The following is a 13,839-nucleotide window of genomic DNA, read 5'->3' on the forward strand; positions in this document are numbered from 1 at the left end:
CGATCGAGAGGCTATTTTTGGCTTCTGTCAAGGTCAGTTTGACGATTGAGAGGTTTCGCTGCGCGCTGCCACTCACGTAATCCTTCGAATAGACACGCATAATCCTTCAAACGAGCGGGGGAGTCTGGCTTCTATGGCGTACGGGTAGCCTCTCGATCGTCAAACTGATCTCGACGGAGTGCTGATTTAGCCTCTCGATCGTCAAACTGGCTGTTCCCTGGGCTTGTTTCCGTGGGATGGGACCCGCGGAGGCCGTTCCCGCCGGTCCGGTTGGTCCAGTTACTGCTGATGTGCGGTGATCCGAACGGTACGCGCCTCCCGCAGATGCGCCACGGCCTTCTGTGCGGCCTCGTGCGAGGAACCGGCCCCGTCTCCCTTGACGCCGAAGAGGACGATGACCATCTGCACGAACACCAGGAACGCGCTCATGCGCAGCGTCCACTGCGTGCCGAAGATGCTGGCGAGGATGTGATTGCCGCCATGCAGGCGGGTGAGCGTCTCCATGAGGATCACCAGCACCGGCGCGCCGATCGCGCCCGCGATCTGCCGCACCGTGTTCGTGACGGCCGATCCGGCGGACACCTCGTCCGGTTCGAGGCAGTTGAGCGACCATGTGGTGATCGGCATGATGATGAAGCCCATGCCGATCTGCCGCACGAACTGCCAGATCGACACCCACCAGATCCACGTGTGCAGGTCGATCAGGCTCATCATGATCGTGCCGAACAGCAGCACGATCGTGCCCGACAGCGCCACCGGGCGGGCGCCCAGGCGGTCGAGCAGCTTGCCGCCGAAGTACTGCGAGATGCACATGCCGAATGCGCCCGGCATCATGACGAGGCCGCTGATGGTGGCGGAGTAGCCGCGGTCGTCCTGGATGTAGAGCGGCATGATCACCATGATCGAACTGAACGCGAAGAAGCTCAGCGCCGCGCAGATGGTGCCGATCGTGAAGCTGCGGTTCTTCAATACGCCGAGGTCCAGCAGTGGGGGCTGGGGGCGATGCTGCGCTTGCCGCGTCGGCTGCGTTGGGGATGCCGTAGTCGACGCAGCGACCGATGCGCCTGCCAGGGAGTCCTCCGAAGCCGTTAGCGCCGCCATGTCCGCCGCATACCGCCGCGCCCCGCGCACCTGCCTCGTCACGAACCACACGATGCCGACCAGTCCGACCAGCATCGCCAGCCACACCATCGGATGCGTGAACGGATACGATTCGATGTTGGTGAACCCGAACATGAGCCCGCCGAAGCCAATCACCGAGAGCCCCACGGAGAAGAAGTCGGCGCGCGCGTCGGGGTCGTTCGTACCGAAGTTGCGCAGGCCGAAGACGGCGAGCAGCAGCGAGACGACGCCGATGACGGTGAGTGTGAGGAAGATGGACCGCCAGCCGTTCGCGTCGGTCTGGATGCCGCCGAGCGTGGGGCCGATGGCCGGTGCGACGCTCATCGCCACGCCGACCGTGCCCATGGCCGCGCCGCGCCGCGAGAGCGGATAGATGGAGAACACGGTGATCTGCAGCACCGGCCACATCACGCCCGTGCCCACGGCCTCGAGCAGACGACCGGCCAGCACCATCAGGAACGACGAGCCGACCCATGCCAGCGCCGAGCCGAGCGTGAACACGATCATCGACGTGATGACGATCTGCCGGGTGGAGAAGCGGCGCGTCAGGAACGCGGTGAGCGGCACCATCACGCCCATGACCAGCTGGAAGATGGAGGTGAGCCACTGGCCGGTGGTCACGGAGATGCCGAATTCGGAGACGATGGTCGGCAGGGCCGCGCTCAGCTGGAGCTGCGTGAAGTTGCCGACGAACGTGATGAACGTGAGGATCGCGATGGATGCGAACGCCGCGTGCGTCAGATGCCCGTCGACGAACGACTCCTCGTGGCTGAGCGCGCGGGACAGGGCCTTGCTGCCCGCCGCCGTGCCGTTCGCCTTCCAGCCTGCCTTCCGGAGATCCGATGCCCCGCGATTGCCGCGATTGTCGCGTTTCCCGTTGCGTTTCGCCATGAACCGCCTTCTTTCCTCGCTCGTCTCGCTCGCCCTCGACTCGCCTGTGCCCGCGTGTTCCCCGCGTCTGTTTGCGCTCGCCGCGTTCGCCGCATCTGTCGCGCTCGTTAAAATGACCTCAGTACTCTACGCCCACCCGTGGGCATTGAATGAGGCATTGAAACGAAACATTGAAACGATTCGCCTGCCGCCGTCCAATTTTGAGACGCGAACGACTTCCTTTTACCCCCTTCCGTCTATAGTATGGTGGAGTTGTGCCGGCCGGCCATACGTTCGGAACGTCGCGTGGAACCGCGTGGGACGTCGCGCCGCCCGGCGGAAAACCCAGAGGGAAGCAGAGTAAAGAGAACGCGGATGAAGTCCGAATCCGAAACCACCACTCCGGCCCCGGCGACTGCGCCGCGTAGGGTCATGGGCAATTCCGGCGCGTCCCGCATGGATTCTCCGCGTGTCGGCGCCTCCTCGAATGCGGGCGCGTCTGCCACCGCGTCGTCGCGTATTCTCAACGATTATCGCGAGCATCAGCTGTCGCGTGTGCAGCAGTGGCGTTTCTTCCTCAACATGGCGTTGCTGCTGTGCGACTGCGCGATGTTCCTGATCGGCTCGACCACGGGCCTGCTGCTGTTCCGTCATGTCGGGCGCGCCTCGTTCATCGCCTCGCCGATGTTCGGCGTGACCGTGTATCTGCTGGTCGGCGCGTGCGTGTGGGCGGTGTGCCTGCGCCACGCCGGCGTGTACCACCGGCATGTGATGGGTGACGGCTACCAGCTGGTGCCGATGATCATCAAGGCCGCGTGCGTGAGCTGGGTCACGTTGTGCGCGGTCAACTATATTTTCGCGGTGAGTCTGCCGTTGCCGACCGTCACGTTGATGATCGTGCTGTCCTGTCTGCTGACGATACTCGAACGCATGGCCGCGCGCGCCGTGATCACCCGCGACCGCAAGAAGGGCGCGTACACGTATTCGACGATCGTCGTCGGCTCTCCGGACGGCATCGCGCATACGCTGAAGTTCCTCGCCGACCGCACGCAGCTGAACTACAATCCGGTCGCGATCTGCCCGATCCGTGAGACCGCGGATGGCAAGGTCACGTCCGCGAGACTGTCCGAGGCGGATCTGGAGCGACTGTCCGAGGCATGGGACGTGGACGATCTGCCGGTGCTCGCGTACGATTCGCGGCTGGGGGAGACCGCGGTGCGCATGAAGGCGCAGACCGTGATGGTCGCCGACGTGCTGCGCCGTGATTCGGACAATTTCGCCGCGTTCTCGCTGGGCCTCGAGTCGCTTGGCCTGGAGATCTCGCTGCTCACGTCCGCCGCGGACATCGCCGGACACCAGCTGTCGGTGCGTACGCTCAAGGGAGTGAACATTCTGACGATCAGCCTGCCGCAGTACGGCATCGCGACGCGGATCTTCAAGCGACTGTTTGACATCGTCGTGTCGGCGATCCTGATCGTGCTCACGTCGCCGTTCATGATCGGCGTGGCGATCGCGATCAAATTGGATGATCATGGGCCGATCTTCTACCGGCAGAAGCGCATCGGACTGCGCGGCAAGCCGTTCGAGATGCTCAAGTTCCGTTCCATGGTGGTGAACGCGGATGCGCTCAAGAAGAAGCTGGCCAAGGAGAGCGGCCAGGAGAAGCGGTTCATCTTCAAGATGAAGAACGATCCGCGCATCACCCGGGTCGGCCACATCACCCGCAAGTTCTCGCTTGACGAGCTGCCGCAGTTCTTCAACGTGTTCATGGGCGACATGTCGATCGTGGGGCCGCGCCCGCCGCTGCCCGAGGAATACGCGATGTACGACGACATCTACGCCCTGCGCATGCTGGTGCGCCCCGGCATCACCGGCCCGTGGCAGGTCTCCGGCCGGTCCGACCTGAGCGAGGAGGAAAGCCGCCAGCTCGACGTCGCCTACGTGCAGAACTGGTCCATCCTCGGCGACATCGTCTACATCTTCCGCACCATCGGCGTGGTCCTCAACCCCAAGGGCGCCTACTGATCGTTGCCGGTGCCGTTGTCCGGCAAGGGGCGGCATCCCCGTGACGGGACTGCCGCTTCACGTCGGCATGCCTGCGGATGCGTCAGGTACGCTGTATCCGCTGCATCCAATGCATATGATCGATCACCCCCCTCTATTACACTGAAACGCGGTTTTGTGTGACGGCGAGGACTCCGGCAAGACGTGGGATGTGATATGCGAGACGTACGGGGATGCCTCCTGCGGAAGGAATGGTGATCGACCGGTGGCCGACGACGAATTCACGTTCATGACGGATGAGAACGCCGGAAACGGCTCGGCCGAAGGCGGCAACGGGGGAGTGGAGTCACCGGTCCAACAGCCGCGCCGCCACCGCCGGCGCATGAGCCCGCAGCATATCCGCCGCATCAAGCGCCGTCGCCGCATCAAGCGCATCCTGATCGGCCTGTTGATCGTGCTGCTCGCGCTCGCCGGCATCGCCGCGTGGTTCGGCGTGTCCGCGATGAAGACGAAGAACGAGATCCAGCAGGCCGTGTCGGTCGCGACCGGTCTGCAGGATTCGCTGAGCGGCGGCGATACGTCCTCGCTCGACAAGACGATCGACCAGTTCTCCGTGCACGTCGACAAGGCGTACGGCGAGACCAGCTCCGTCCTGTGGGCCGTGGCCGCGCGCGTGCCGTATTACGGCAACGACATCTCCGCCGTGCGCACGGCGGTCACCGCGCTCGAGAACATCTCCTCGCAAGGCCTGCCCGCGCTGAGCGATGCGCTGTCCAATATGAACCTCAACAGCATCAGCGTCACGAACGGCACGATCAGCATCCCCGGCGTCGACAAGGCCGCCGAGAGTCTCAAACAGGCCGACACGGTGATCACGAACGCGAACCATTCGCTCGCCGCGGTGCCGACTACACACATCCAGCAGGTGACCGATGCGATCGATAAGGCCAATGATTATCTCGGCAAGCTCAACGACACGGTACACAACGCGTCCGTGTTCGCCCAGCTCGCCCCGAAGATGCTCGCGATGGACGGCCAGACCCGCACGTACCTGATTCTCGCGCAGACGAATTCGGAAATCCGACCGTCCGGTGGTCTGCCCGGTTCGTGGGGCACGATGTCGGTGACCAACGGCAAGATCACGATGCACGAGTTCGTTGCGGAAACGACGGTTCAGACCCCCGATCAGCCGGTGGTGCCGATCACCGCCGAGGAGAAGACGCTGTTCACGGACAAGCTGGCCCGTGTGCCGCAGGATGTGAACTTCACCGCCGACTTCCCCCGTACCGGCGAGATCGCGAAGGCGTTGTGGGCCAACACTTATAAGACTCAGGTTGACGGCGTGATCGCGATCGACCCGATCTTCCTGCAGAACATGCTGAAGGTGACCGGCGGCGCGACGTTGGAGGACGGCAAGGTGCTCGACGGCACCAACGCCGCCCAATATCTGCTGAATCAGGTGTATATCGACAAGCCCGTCGTGGAACAGGATGCGTATTTCGCCCAGGCGGCGTCGGCCGTGTTCGCTCATGTAATGCAGCAGTCCGGTGATGCGCAGGCGTATATGAAGGAGATGCTCGCATCCATTAACGGCGGCCATCTGCTCATGTGGAACGCGAATGCCGAGGAACAGAAGCTGCTGGAGGACACCCCGATCGCCGGCAAGCTGGTGACGGCCGCGTCCGATCCGCAGGTCGGCGTGTATTTCACCGATATCTCGCAGGCGAAGATGGACTGGTATCTCAAGCGCGAAGTGACCACCGAATTCGACAAGGTCGCGGAGAACGGGGCGAACCAGTACACGGTGCATATCAGGCTGACCAATACGCTGTCGCAGGATCAGATCTCCTCGCTGCCGAAGTATATCGTCGGACCGTACATTGATGGTTTGCAGGCCGGGCAGATTCGCACGCAGGCGTTCGTCTACGCACCGAAGAACGGCCGTCTGGTGGATTGGACGATGAGCGACGGCAGCCAGTTCGACGGCATTTCCGTGCACGATGGATTGACGGTCGGTTTGAAGACATTCAATCTGTCGCCGGGAGAATCGTATGAGATCACCGTGCATGTGCAGACCGCTCCTGGTGTGAATGCGGAGCTTGCGCTTCGCCAGACGCCGCTGATCGAAAGCGACAATGACTGATTCGCGCATGCGGCCGACTGTGATGCCGAATGCACTGTCCGCGGATGCGCTTGTCGACGCGGATTTCAGCCGGGCCGGCGTTCGCGTGGATCGGTCGCCCATGCTTGCGGACGTTTCGGATCTGCTGTGGTATGCGGCGCTTGCCATGCTGCCGGTCGATGGCACGGTGGCGGGGTTGTACATGCCGTTTTGGACTCCGATTTCCCCGTGGATGTTTACGGCGTATGCGCTGGTGAATTGGCGCGTGCTGGGCCGAGTGGTGTTGCGGTTCCGGTGGTGGTTCGCGTTTCCGCTGCTGTTGGTCGCGTTGTCGGTGGGTGATTGGTTTGCGGTCGGTGTTCATCCGTTGCCTGCCGCGACGTCGCTGATGGCCGTGGTCGGCGCGCTTGCCTGCCTGGCTGCGCTGGAGATCGCGGTGAACGTGAAGCGATTGTCCTGGCGGCGGATGGTTGACGTGCTGATCGTTGCGTATTGCATTGCGTTCCTGGTCGGTGTGGTGCAGTGGTGGTCGATCAAGTTCGGAGTGACGCCGGTCCGCGATTATTTCGTGCATATGATGAACCGTCAGTATCTGACGGCCGATTCGCATTGGGGCGGCGGTCGTCCGCAGTTTTTGTTTGCCGAGCCGAGCTATATCGGCATGCATTTGTACGGTGTTTTGTTGCCTGTCGCATGGCTGATTCGCGAACGTGACCGGAATCGTGCCGTCAGATTGTGCGCGTTGGTGGTGGTGTTCGCCGTCGGTTCGATCATCATGGGTGCCGGCGTGCGCATTATTCTGGATTCGATTGTCGCGCTGGTGGTGGCGATCGTCGTACTGACGGATTGGCGTCGGCGCAGGCAACGTTTGGCGGCTGTCGGTGAGTTGACGGGGACGGCTGCGATTGGGATTGTTGCCGTGCTGTTGAATAACCGGCTGAATTCCATCGCCGAGTCTGGTTTTGGCGGGGACGGCTCGTTGTATGGTCGTTTGTTCCAATCGTTGGGGCCGTTTGCCGGCGTGTGGAAGCACCCGTTGCGATTGCTGTTCGGCTATGGTGCCGGCAATCTTGCCGATGCCACGCATCAGGGCGCGGACACCGCCGTTCGAGTGCTCAAGCGCATGGGGTTGGACGCCAAAGGTCCCAGCCATTGGTATGCGCAGGTCACGCCAAGCAACATGTTCACCATGAGTGCCTATACGAGTTTCATCGTGGAGTTCGGTCTGTTGGCGTTCATTGCCCTGGTCACCGCGGTCGTGGTTTACGTAACGGTTTGCCGCGCCTGGAGCCGGGCTACCGTATGCTGGCTGCTGCTCGTCGCTTACCTGTATCTCCAGTTCGAAGGCTATGCCTTCTACGCCCTGCCGTTGCTGCTGTGGTCGGTGTCTTTAAGGAAGCGGCAGGTGTCGTGCCGGGAACATGTGAGCGAGTCTATCGGTCTTTCGTCGCATTACGGCGTGTAGGAGCGTGCTGTTTCATACCTGCTCCGGGACTTGTTATCTGTCGCCGGTGTCGCCTCCGCCATTGGCTTCCTGATTTTATTTGCTTCGTACACGCACTTTTGACCACGCGTACTGAGAAATCGTTGGAATTCCGCCAAAACTTTATTTGCCTGGTATTTGCTTCAGTGGGTGCTGCCGTTGGACACTGCCAAGCTGCAGTTCCGTGGTGGTGCCAGCCAACATCGATGTTGGCGTTCATTAATCTTAACGCGATTTTATAATGTTGCTTTCTGGTAAGTCAAGATTTATGGTAATCTTGTTTTACCGGAAAGCAAGATTTCATAGAGTCTTGACTTCCTGCGAGTCAAGTACGTGATGTCTGACGGTTGATATGGAAGACGAGGGAGTGCCATGAGCGAATTGGTGAAGGGGATCATACGCGAGTGGAGGGAGGCTGGCGTTCCTGATGTATTCCCTCGGGATCTTGATCTGGGGGATGTGCCGACTCCGCAACGTGGCAATCTGGTGCGGACGATCGTCGGTGTGCGGCGTTGCGGCAAAACGTATCGTCTGTTCCAGGAGATGCGAAGAATTTTGGATTCGGGTGTATCTGCTGATCGACTGCTGTACTTCAACTTCGAAGATGAGCGGTTGAAGCCGTTCGGCAGCGGGTTGCTGCAGGATGTGCTTGACTCGTATTTCGAGCTGTATCCGCATGCTCGTGCCGAGGGCGTATATCTGTTCTTCGACGAGATTCAGGAAGTGCCGGATTGGGGTATGTTCTTGCGTCGACTCGTGGATACGTTGAGCGCAACGATCTATGTGACCGGCTCGTCTTCAAAAATGCTGTCCCGAGAAGTGGCCACCGAGTTTCGAGGCCGTGCGCTGCCTCGTGAGCTGTTTCCCATGAGCTTCTCGGAATACATGCGTTTCCATGGCAAAGATGTCGGTCTGGTGCCGGCGGACGACAATGGGTGCAGAGCGTTCACCTCCGATGAGGTTGCTCATCTTAGGCATGGACTTGATGATTATCTCGAACGAGGCGGCTTCATTGCCGTGCAGAATCTCAGTGCTCCGGATTCGGTGGCGCTTCTGCAGGAGTATGCGAACCGTACGTTGTCGAACGACGTCATCGATCGGTATGATGTGCGCAATCCTGTTGCGGCATCGGCGTTTCTTTCGCAGGCAATAGCGGCTTCGGGGCGGGAGCTGTCGATCAATAAGACGGCGAATTTGCTTACGAGCCGTGGTCTGCGTGTTTCCCGCGGCTCGCTTGCTTCGTTGCTTGATTATTACGAGGAAGCATATCTGCTGTTCTCCGTGCGCGAATTCTCGCGAGCTCTGGCCGACAACAGTCGTTCCGTGTCCAAGGTGTATGCGGTTGATCAGGGTATGTTTTCGGCTTTTTCAAGGGCGGCAGCGCAGGAACGTGGCCAGCGATTGGAGACGGCGGTGTTTCTGAAACTGCGTCGAGATACAGGAATAGCGAGGAGTGGCACGATATCGCGTCTACTGTTCCAAGAAGGATCGAATCGGCATGAGATCGACTTCGTTGTGGGCGATGCGCTTATGTTGGACGCGTATCAGCTGATACAGGTGTGCCTGAATATGGATGACGACAAGACTCGAAGACGCGAAGTGGGCGCGTTGCAGGCCGCCATGCGTCGTTTCTCGCTCAAGACGGGAACCGTCGTCACTCTGGATCGCGAAGAGACAATTACCGTTCCGGAAGGCACGATCGGCGTCGTGCCGGCATGGAAATGGCTGTTGAACGGCGGTGTGGCGTGATCTCCTGCTTTATCGTTGTTGTGCATTGCAGTTCAATATTGGTATGTTGGGATTAAATAACATTCACTAGAATGTTAGGCATATCTAACGTTAGGACTGATATGAAGGCTGCGAGTGATGTTCGATCGGTGCGACAGTTGGCAGTCAGTCTGCGTGACGCACGTGTGGTCAAGGGGATGACGCAGGCTGAACTGGCTGAGATGGCGGGCGTGAGCCGGCCTTGGATTAGTCAATTTGAACAGGGAAAGCTGCGGAACGCGAGCATCGACAGGATCTTTACGCTGTGCCGGATACTTGGAGTTACTCCCAGCGTATCGTACGATGTTCCGGATGACATGATGACTGCTGCGCATGATTCGGTTCCGAACGCTGAGGCTGACAGGCTTCATGCTGGGGATGACGTTTCCGACGATGACGTTTTCGAGAGAAGAAGCGGAATTGATTCTCATGCTGTTGACGACAGCGCCTCAACACCGGTGACGGAACGATGTGATTCACTGTCTTTTCCGTTAGCGGAAATGAAAACCCTGATGTCTGACGCGAATTGGCAAGAGAATTTAAAGAAGATATCGGAGATGTCTTTCCCCGCCATCGATCTGCAGTCCGTATCTCAAATGTTGCAGCAGTGGGAGAATGCAGGATCGTTATTTGGTGATTCATATATTCAAGCGTTGAGAAATCTTGATTTGTCCAATATTGCCCAAATGGATATTTCCGCCAACCATCAGCGTGATATTCCTGAGTCTGGGAACGGGGGAGGGGAATTGAATCAGAATTTACGATTCTGATCGACGTGGGTTCACTTTCGGCTCCTGGATACGCCGGTAGGTAGTAGAGTCAATTCAAATTGAAATTGATGTTCGTTATATACTGATATTTAGGAGGCATGCTCATATGGCAGATGCTCGAATCTATAGAGAATCGTATAACACTTTTTTCATATGATGTCTTTATTCCATATGCATGGTCTTCAGAGAGATCGGAATGGGTGCATTTGCTGGCGAGTCATTTGCATCTTATAGGTTTCAGTGTTGGATTGGATCGTAATCTGCCTTATGGATCAAATTTGGATAAATTCATGAATGCAGCCTTCAACGCACGCCACGTGCTTATGGTTCTCGATTATAATTACATTCAAAAAGCTAATGCGCTGACGTGGAAGAGTGGCGTATTGAAGGAAAATGAAATTGTACAAAGGGTATTTGAGTCGCATCCAGCTGATTGGTTAGCGTGTATTGTGATAGATAATCCTCGGTTTCAGTTCCCTTCATGGCTGGTATCGCATAATCCAAAAAGCTTCGATTTTAATGATCAGGATGTTTTTTCTGATAAGAAAATTGAAGATCTGTGGCGATGGATAGCGGGTTTCCCGGCAGATAAAACTAATGCAGTTTCACCATCGGTAATCCGCGAAAGACTAGAACGAGTAGAAAAATCAATATTCTGCGAGATGAGGGAAATTGGTCAAATCCCAATCTAAACGATTTGGTGCATTTTGAATATACAAATGCTCCAAAAAGTACATTTCGTTTGGGATATGGTGACTATTCGTTTGCTTTAACGGTATCTGAATGCGGGGTAGATAGTGTCTATGTTTATGCTGATTATGTAAATGCTATTGGATTACTGCCGATAGAACTTACGGAAGCGACGGACCTCGTTTCATATGTATTGCCCGGCAGAACAATAACGGCATGCAAAAAACAGCGAATTATACTAATGAATGACAAAGGGAATCTGTGTATAATCAAACTGAAGGATATCCAGAGAGAAGTCAATTCTCGGATGCATATACCAGGATCAGTCGATTTTGAATACTTGATAATTATTGAGTAATGTAATTCATTTAAACTACAGATTTTATATCGTCGGGTATTTGCTTGAGTGTGGTACTGAAGTGCTGTTGCTGGATATTGCTGAGTTTCGAGTAGGAGTTTCTACTCTTTGAACATCCGTGCCGTGGAACGGTCTTTGGTCGGTGACGATTGATTGAAAAGAAATGCATCTAAACGAATTCCGGTGATTCTCTGGTCACGCTTGGAGTTGACCGGCGTTATCACAGTGAGGGACTGGGGTGAAAACTGCTTCATGATGCTGTTGTTCGTTCGTTGAATATCAGTCATGAGATCGGTGCTCGCGCACTTGTCGATGACCTGGTCGACGAACATGCCGCGATGTTTTACGCAAAGAACGGGTTTCAGCAACTGCCTGGCACTGAGCGTATGTTCTTCAAGCTCGCCTGATTGTCGAGGAGCAAGTGCAACTATTGGTTTTTCGCTAATTTGCTTGTAGCTAGTTGCAGCGGCGCTGTTTTTCAGATTTGAGAACGGCCGCTCCACATGTGAGCCGCCCTGAATGCAGTCCTCATGTTACCTCGGAAGGGGTCTGATTAGCGACTGTATTCAGAAGGATCGGCAGCGAAGTTGCGTAGATGCGCTGTGGCTTATATACCGGCGGTGTGTTCTGTCAATGCCAGTAAGCGTCTGCTATTGAATCTTTTTGACACTTGTGTCAAAATTTTTCAGTAGGAACATGATGGCTGCGGAAGAAGGTGTTTCATGCTGATCGAGCGGAGCGTCGGAGTGCTACGTATAAGTGCATGTCTGCGAGTATTGCATGATGATGTGTCGCCACTTTGATTTGAGAGGGATTAAGAAAGTATTGGGAGAACGATTTAAGCGATTCAAGTCCTACCGGTCGCGCCGTAGTTATTGGAGGAAGTTTGGCGCTGCTGTATTCAGCGCCTTGGGTGTGTTTTGCCTATTGCTCGATTTCATTAGCTACATATGCGATGGCCACCTTCCGTGGAAGGGGTGGGGATTAACCATTGCAATTATTATTGTGGCGTTGAGCTTTGCCTTTATCCATACGCGGGAAAAGCCTCTAAAAACCCAGTATTCATTCGGTACGACAATAGACATTGTCGCGGGGGATTTATTTGAGCAGGATTGCAGCATCGTCGTCGGTACATGCAGTACCTTCGATACGGATGTTGAGCATTGGATCATCGCTCGGAGCAGTATTCAAGGACAGGCGCTTGACAGTCTCTATCACGGTGATGTGGCAAGATTGGATGCGGATATTGATGCTGCGCTTAAGGGGATAAAAGCAATAGGGCACATCAACAAGAAGGGTAAGAAAACACGGTATCCGATTGGAACAGTAGCTGTTTTGCACCCTAATGATTATCGTGCCTACTTTGTCGCTTATACGGATTTTGATGAGCATAATACGGCATCGTGCAGCATCGATTATCTTTGGGAGGCACTGTCATCGTTGTGGGAAGCTGTTTTAGCAAATGGGAACTGCCAGCCGATAGCTATTACGGCAATCGGTCAGGGGCTATCGCGAATGAAGCCGGTCCTGTCTTTGGAAGATTCCATTAAGCTCATTGTCATCTCATATGTGTTGGCCTCAAGACGAACGACTATATCAAGCGATTTGCGAATCGTGCTGAGGTCAGAAGATTATCAGACTATTGACCGTGTAGAAATGCAAAAGTATTTGGATTCGTTTCAAGGAAGGTGATGACATATGGCATACAGAAATAAGACGTATGTTGCGTTCGATGGCGATGAAGACATGCGATATTATCAACTACTCAAAGCATGGAATGAGAACGATAATATTGATTTCGATTTCTATGATGCTCACGATTTGAACTACGCTTACGACACCAATCAGGAAGAAAGCATTAAGAATCAGCTGCGTAAGCGATTTGATAACAGCAAGTTGTTCATTCTGCTTGTTGGAGAGAAGACCAAGAGACTGCGCAAGTTCATTCCATGGAAAATCGACCAAGCTCTGAATCGTGAGCTTCCCGTTGTTGTTGTGAACCTGAACGGGGAGGAACACTTGGACGCCGACAGGTGCCCTACCAAGCTACAAGAAGAACTTGCGGTACACATTCCGTTCAAGGCTGCTATTTTGAACTACGCCGTTAAAAACTGGCCGGATGCTGATGCCAAATATCGTAAAGAGGGGGAGACGGGAGCTTATATTTACAATGATTCTGTATATAGCGCACTGGGCACTTAACCGCATCAGGTATTTCCCTCTTTGAGAGCGCGCGGTTCGAAGTACTTCTTCTCGTTCATACAAGCCAAACAACTGGAAGAGTCAGCTTGTCTTGCTTTTATAGAAGCAAACTGGCGCATGCCAGTGGGACACCATCAAATACTCAGGCTATGGTTTTAACTGGTTGCAGCCGGTCAAAGGGGCAGGAAGGAAAAGATCATGGCGGTGCCGATGCCTATGGTGCAAGATATCAGGAGACCCGACCGGCAGGGACTGCTGCGGTAGATCTTATCCGCTCGATGAGCCACGCCAGAGGTGTGAAGAGGCTACTCCCTTAGGGGGTATCTGGCGGTAGTCTATGGGTATGGCTGATGAAGTGTTTGTTCCTCGTAACATTATTGTGACCGGTGGCTGTGGTTTCATCGGTTCGAATTTCGTGCATTATGTCTATAACAATCATCCGGACGTGCAT

At 55.8% G+C, this 13,839-nt stretch carries 10 protein-coding genes and 1 pseudogene; 9 read left to right on the forward strand and 2 right to left on the reverse strand.

The window, feature by feature from the left end; genetic code table 11:
• Nucleotides 1-279: 279 nt before the first annotated feature.
• Nucleotides 280-2,013, reverse strand: a complete 1,734-nt coding sequence (locus tag JS533_RS12105) for an MDR family MFS transporter (RefSeq protein ID WP_241514920.1) — start codon at nucleotides 2,011-2,013, stop codon at nucleotides 280-282.
• Between the two features lie 354 nt (nucleotides 2,014-2,367).
• Between JS533_RS12105 and JS533_RS12110 the strand changes: the two genes are divergently transcribed.
• The 6 genes from JS533_RS12110 to JS533_RS12135 all read left to right on the forward strand — a co-directional run bounded on the left by JS533_RS12110 (nucleotide 2,368) and on the right by JS533_RS12135 (nucleotide 10,830).
• Nucleotides 2,368-4,017 carry a sugar transferase gene (locus tag JS533_RS12110; RefSeq protein WP_241514921.1) on the forward strand — a complete coding sequence of 550 codons (1,650 nt, stop codon included), beginning with the start codon at nucleotides 2,368-2,370 and terminating at the stop codon, nucleotides 4,015-4,017.
• A gap of 244 nt (nucleotides 4,018-4,261) precedes the next feature.
• Nucleotides 4,262-6,139 (forward strand): DUF4012 domain-containing protein, encoded by a 1,878-nt coding sequence (locus tag JS533_RS13820; protein WP_241514923.1) that lies wholly within the window; start codon nucleotides 4,262-4,264, stop codon nucleotides 6,137-6,139.
• Nucleotides 6,132-7,583: a hypothetical protein gene (locus JS533_RS12120; protein WP_241514925.1), complete on the forward strand. Its 1,452-nt coding sequence runs from the start codon at nucleotides 6,132-6,134 to the stop codon at nucleotides 7,581-7,583. Before JS533_RS13820 ends, JS533_RS12120 begins: the two co-directional genes overlap by 8 nt.
• A 390-nt stretch (nucleotides 7,584-7,973) precedes the next feature.
• Nucleotides 7,974-9,350 carry an ATP-binding protein gene (locus tag JS533_RS12125; protein WP_241514926.1) on the forward strand — a complete coding sequence of 459 codons (1,377 nt, stop codon included), beginning with the start codon at nucleotides 7,974-7,976 and terminating at the stop codon, nucleotides 9,348-9,350.
• Nucleotides 9,351-9,451: 101 nt separating this feature from the next.
• Entirely contained in the window at nucleotides 9,452-10,138 is a 687-nt protein-coding gene (locus JS533_RS12130; RefSeq protein WP_241514928.1) for a helix-turn-helix domain-containing protein, read from the forward strand.
• Between the two features lie 98 nt (nucleotides 10,139-10,236).
• Nucleotides 10,237-10,830: a toll/interleukin-1 receptor domain-containing protein gene (locus JS533_RS12135; protein WP_241514930.1), complete on the forward strand. Its 594-nt coding sequence runs from the start codon at nucleotides 10,237-10,239 to the stop codon at nucleotides 10,828-10,830.
• A 457-nt stretch (nucleotides 10,831-11,287) separates the two neighbouring features.
• Here JS533_RS12135 and JS533_RS12140 read toward each other — a convergent pair whose 3' ends face one another.
• Nucleotides 11,288-11,689: a hypothetical protein gene (locus JS533_RS12140; protein WP_241514932.1), complete on the reverse strand. Its 402-nt coding sequence runs from the start codon at nucleotides 11,687-11,689 to the stop codon at nucleotides 11,288-11,290.
• A gap of 277 nt (nucleotides 11,690-11,966) precedes the next feature.
• On the opposite strand from JS533_RS12140, the gene JS533_RS12145 reads away from it, so the two are divergent.
• The 3 genes and pseudogenes from JS533_RS12145 to JS533_RS12155 all read left to right on the forward strand — a co-directional run.
• Nucleotides 11,967-12,878: a macro domain-containing protein gene (locus tag JS533_RS12145; protein WP_241514934.1), complete on the forward strand. Its 912-nt coding sequence runs from the start codon at nucleotides 11,967-11,969 to the stop codon at nucleotides 12,876-12,878.
• Between the two features lie 6 nt (nucleotides 12,879-12,884).
• Nucleotides 12,885-13,388, forward strand: coding sequence for a TIR domain-containing protein (locus JS533_RS12150; protein ID WP_241514936.1), 504 nt, complete (start codon nucleotides 12,885-12,887; stop codon nucleotides 13,386-13,388).
• Nucleotides 13,389-13,731: 343 nt separating this feature from the next.
• Nucleotides 13,732-13,839: pseudogene (locus JS533_RS12155) on the forward strand (dTDP-glucose 4,6-dehydratase); the annotation flags it as partial.

This window comes from Bifidobacterium amazonense (assembly GCF_018555435.2).
Classification (GTDB): domain Bacteria; phylum Actinomycetota; class Actinomycetes; order Actinomycetales; family Bifidobacteriaceae; genus Bifidobacterium; species Bifidobacterium amazonense.

What these genes read in the sequence shown, in the direction of transcription:
- JS533_RS12105 (WP_241514920.1), bottom strand. Translation starts at nt 2,013, where the DNA reads ATGGCGAAACGCAACGGGAAACGCGACAATCGCGGCAATCGCGGGGCA.
- JS533_RS12110 (WP_241514921.1), top strand. Translation starts at nt 2,368, where the DNA reads ATGAAGTCCGAATCCGAAACCACCACTCCGGCCCCGGCGACTGCGCCG.
- JS533_RS12120 (WP_241514925.1), top strand. Translation starts at nt 6,132, where the DNA reads ATGACTGATTCGCGCATGCGGCCGACTGTGATGCCGAATGCACTGTCC.
- JS533_RS12125 (WP_241514926.1), top strand. Translation starts at nt 7,974, where the DNA reads ATGAGCGAATTGGTGAAGGGGATCATACGCGAGTGGAGGGAGGCTGGC.
- JS533_RS12130 (WP_241514928.1), top strand. Translation starts at nt 9,452, where the DNA reads ATGAAGGCTGCGAGTGATGTTCGATCGGTGCGACAGTTGGCAGTCAGT.
- JS533_RS12135 (WP_241514930.1), top strand. Translation starts at nt 10,237, where the DNA reads ATGCTCATATGGCAGATGCTCGAATCTATAGAGAATCGTATAACACTT.
- JS533_RS12145 (WP_241514934.1), top strand. Translation starts at nt 11,967, where the DNA reads ATGATGATGTGTCGCCACTTTGATTTGAGAGGGATTAAGAAAGTATTG.
- JS533_RS12150 (WP_241514936.1), top strand. Translation starts at nt 12,885, where the DNA reads ATGGCATACAGAAATAAGACGTATGTTGCGTTCGATGGCGATGAAGAC.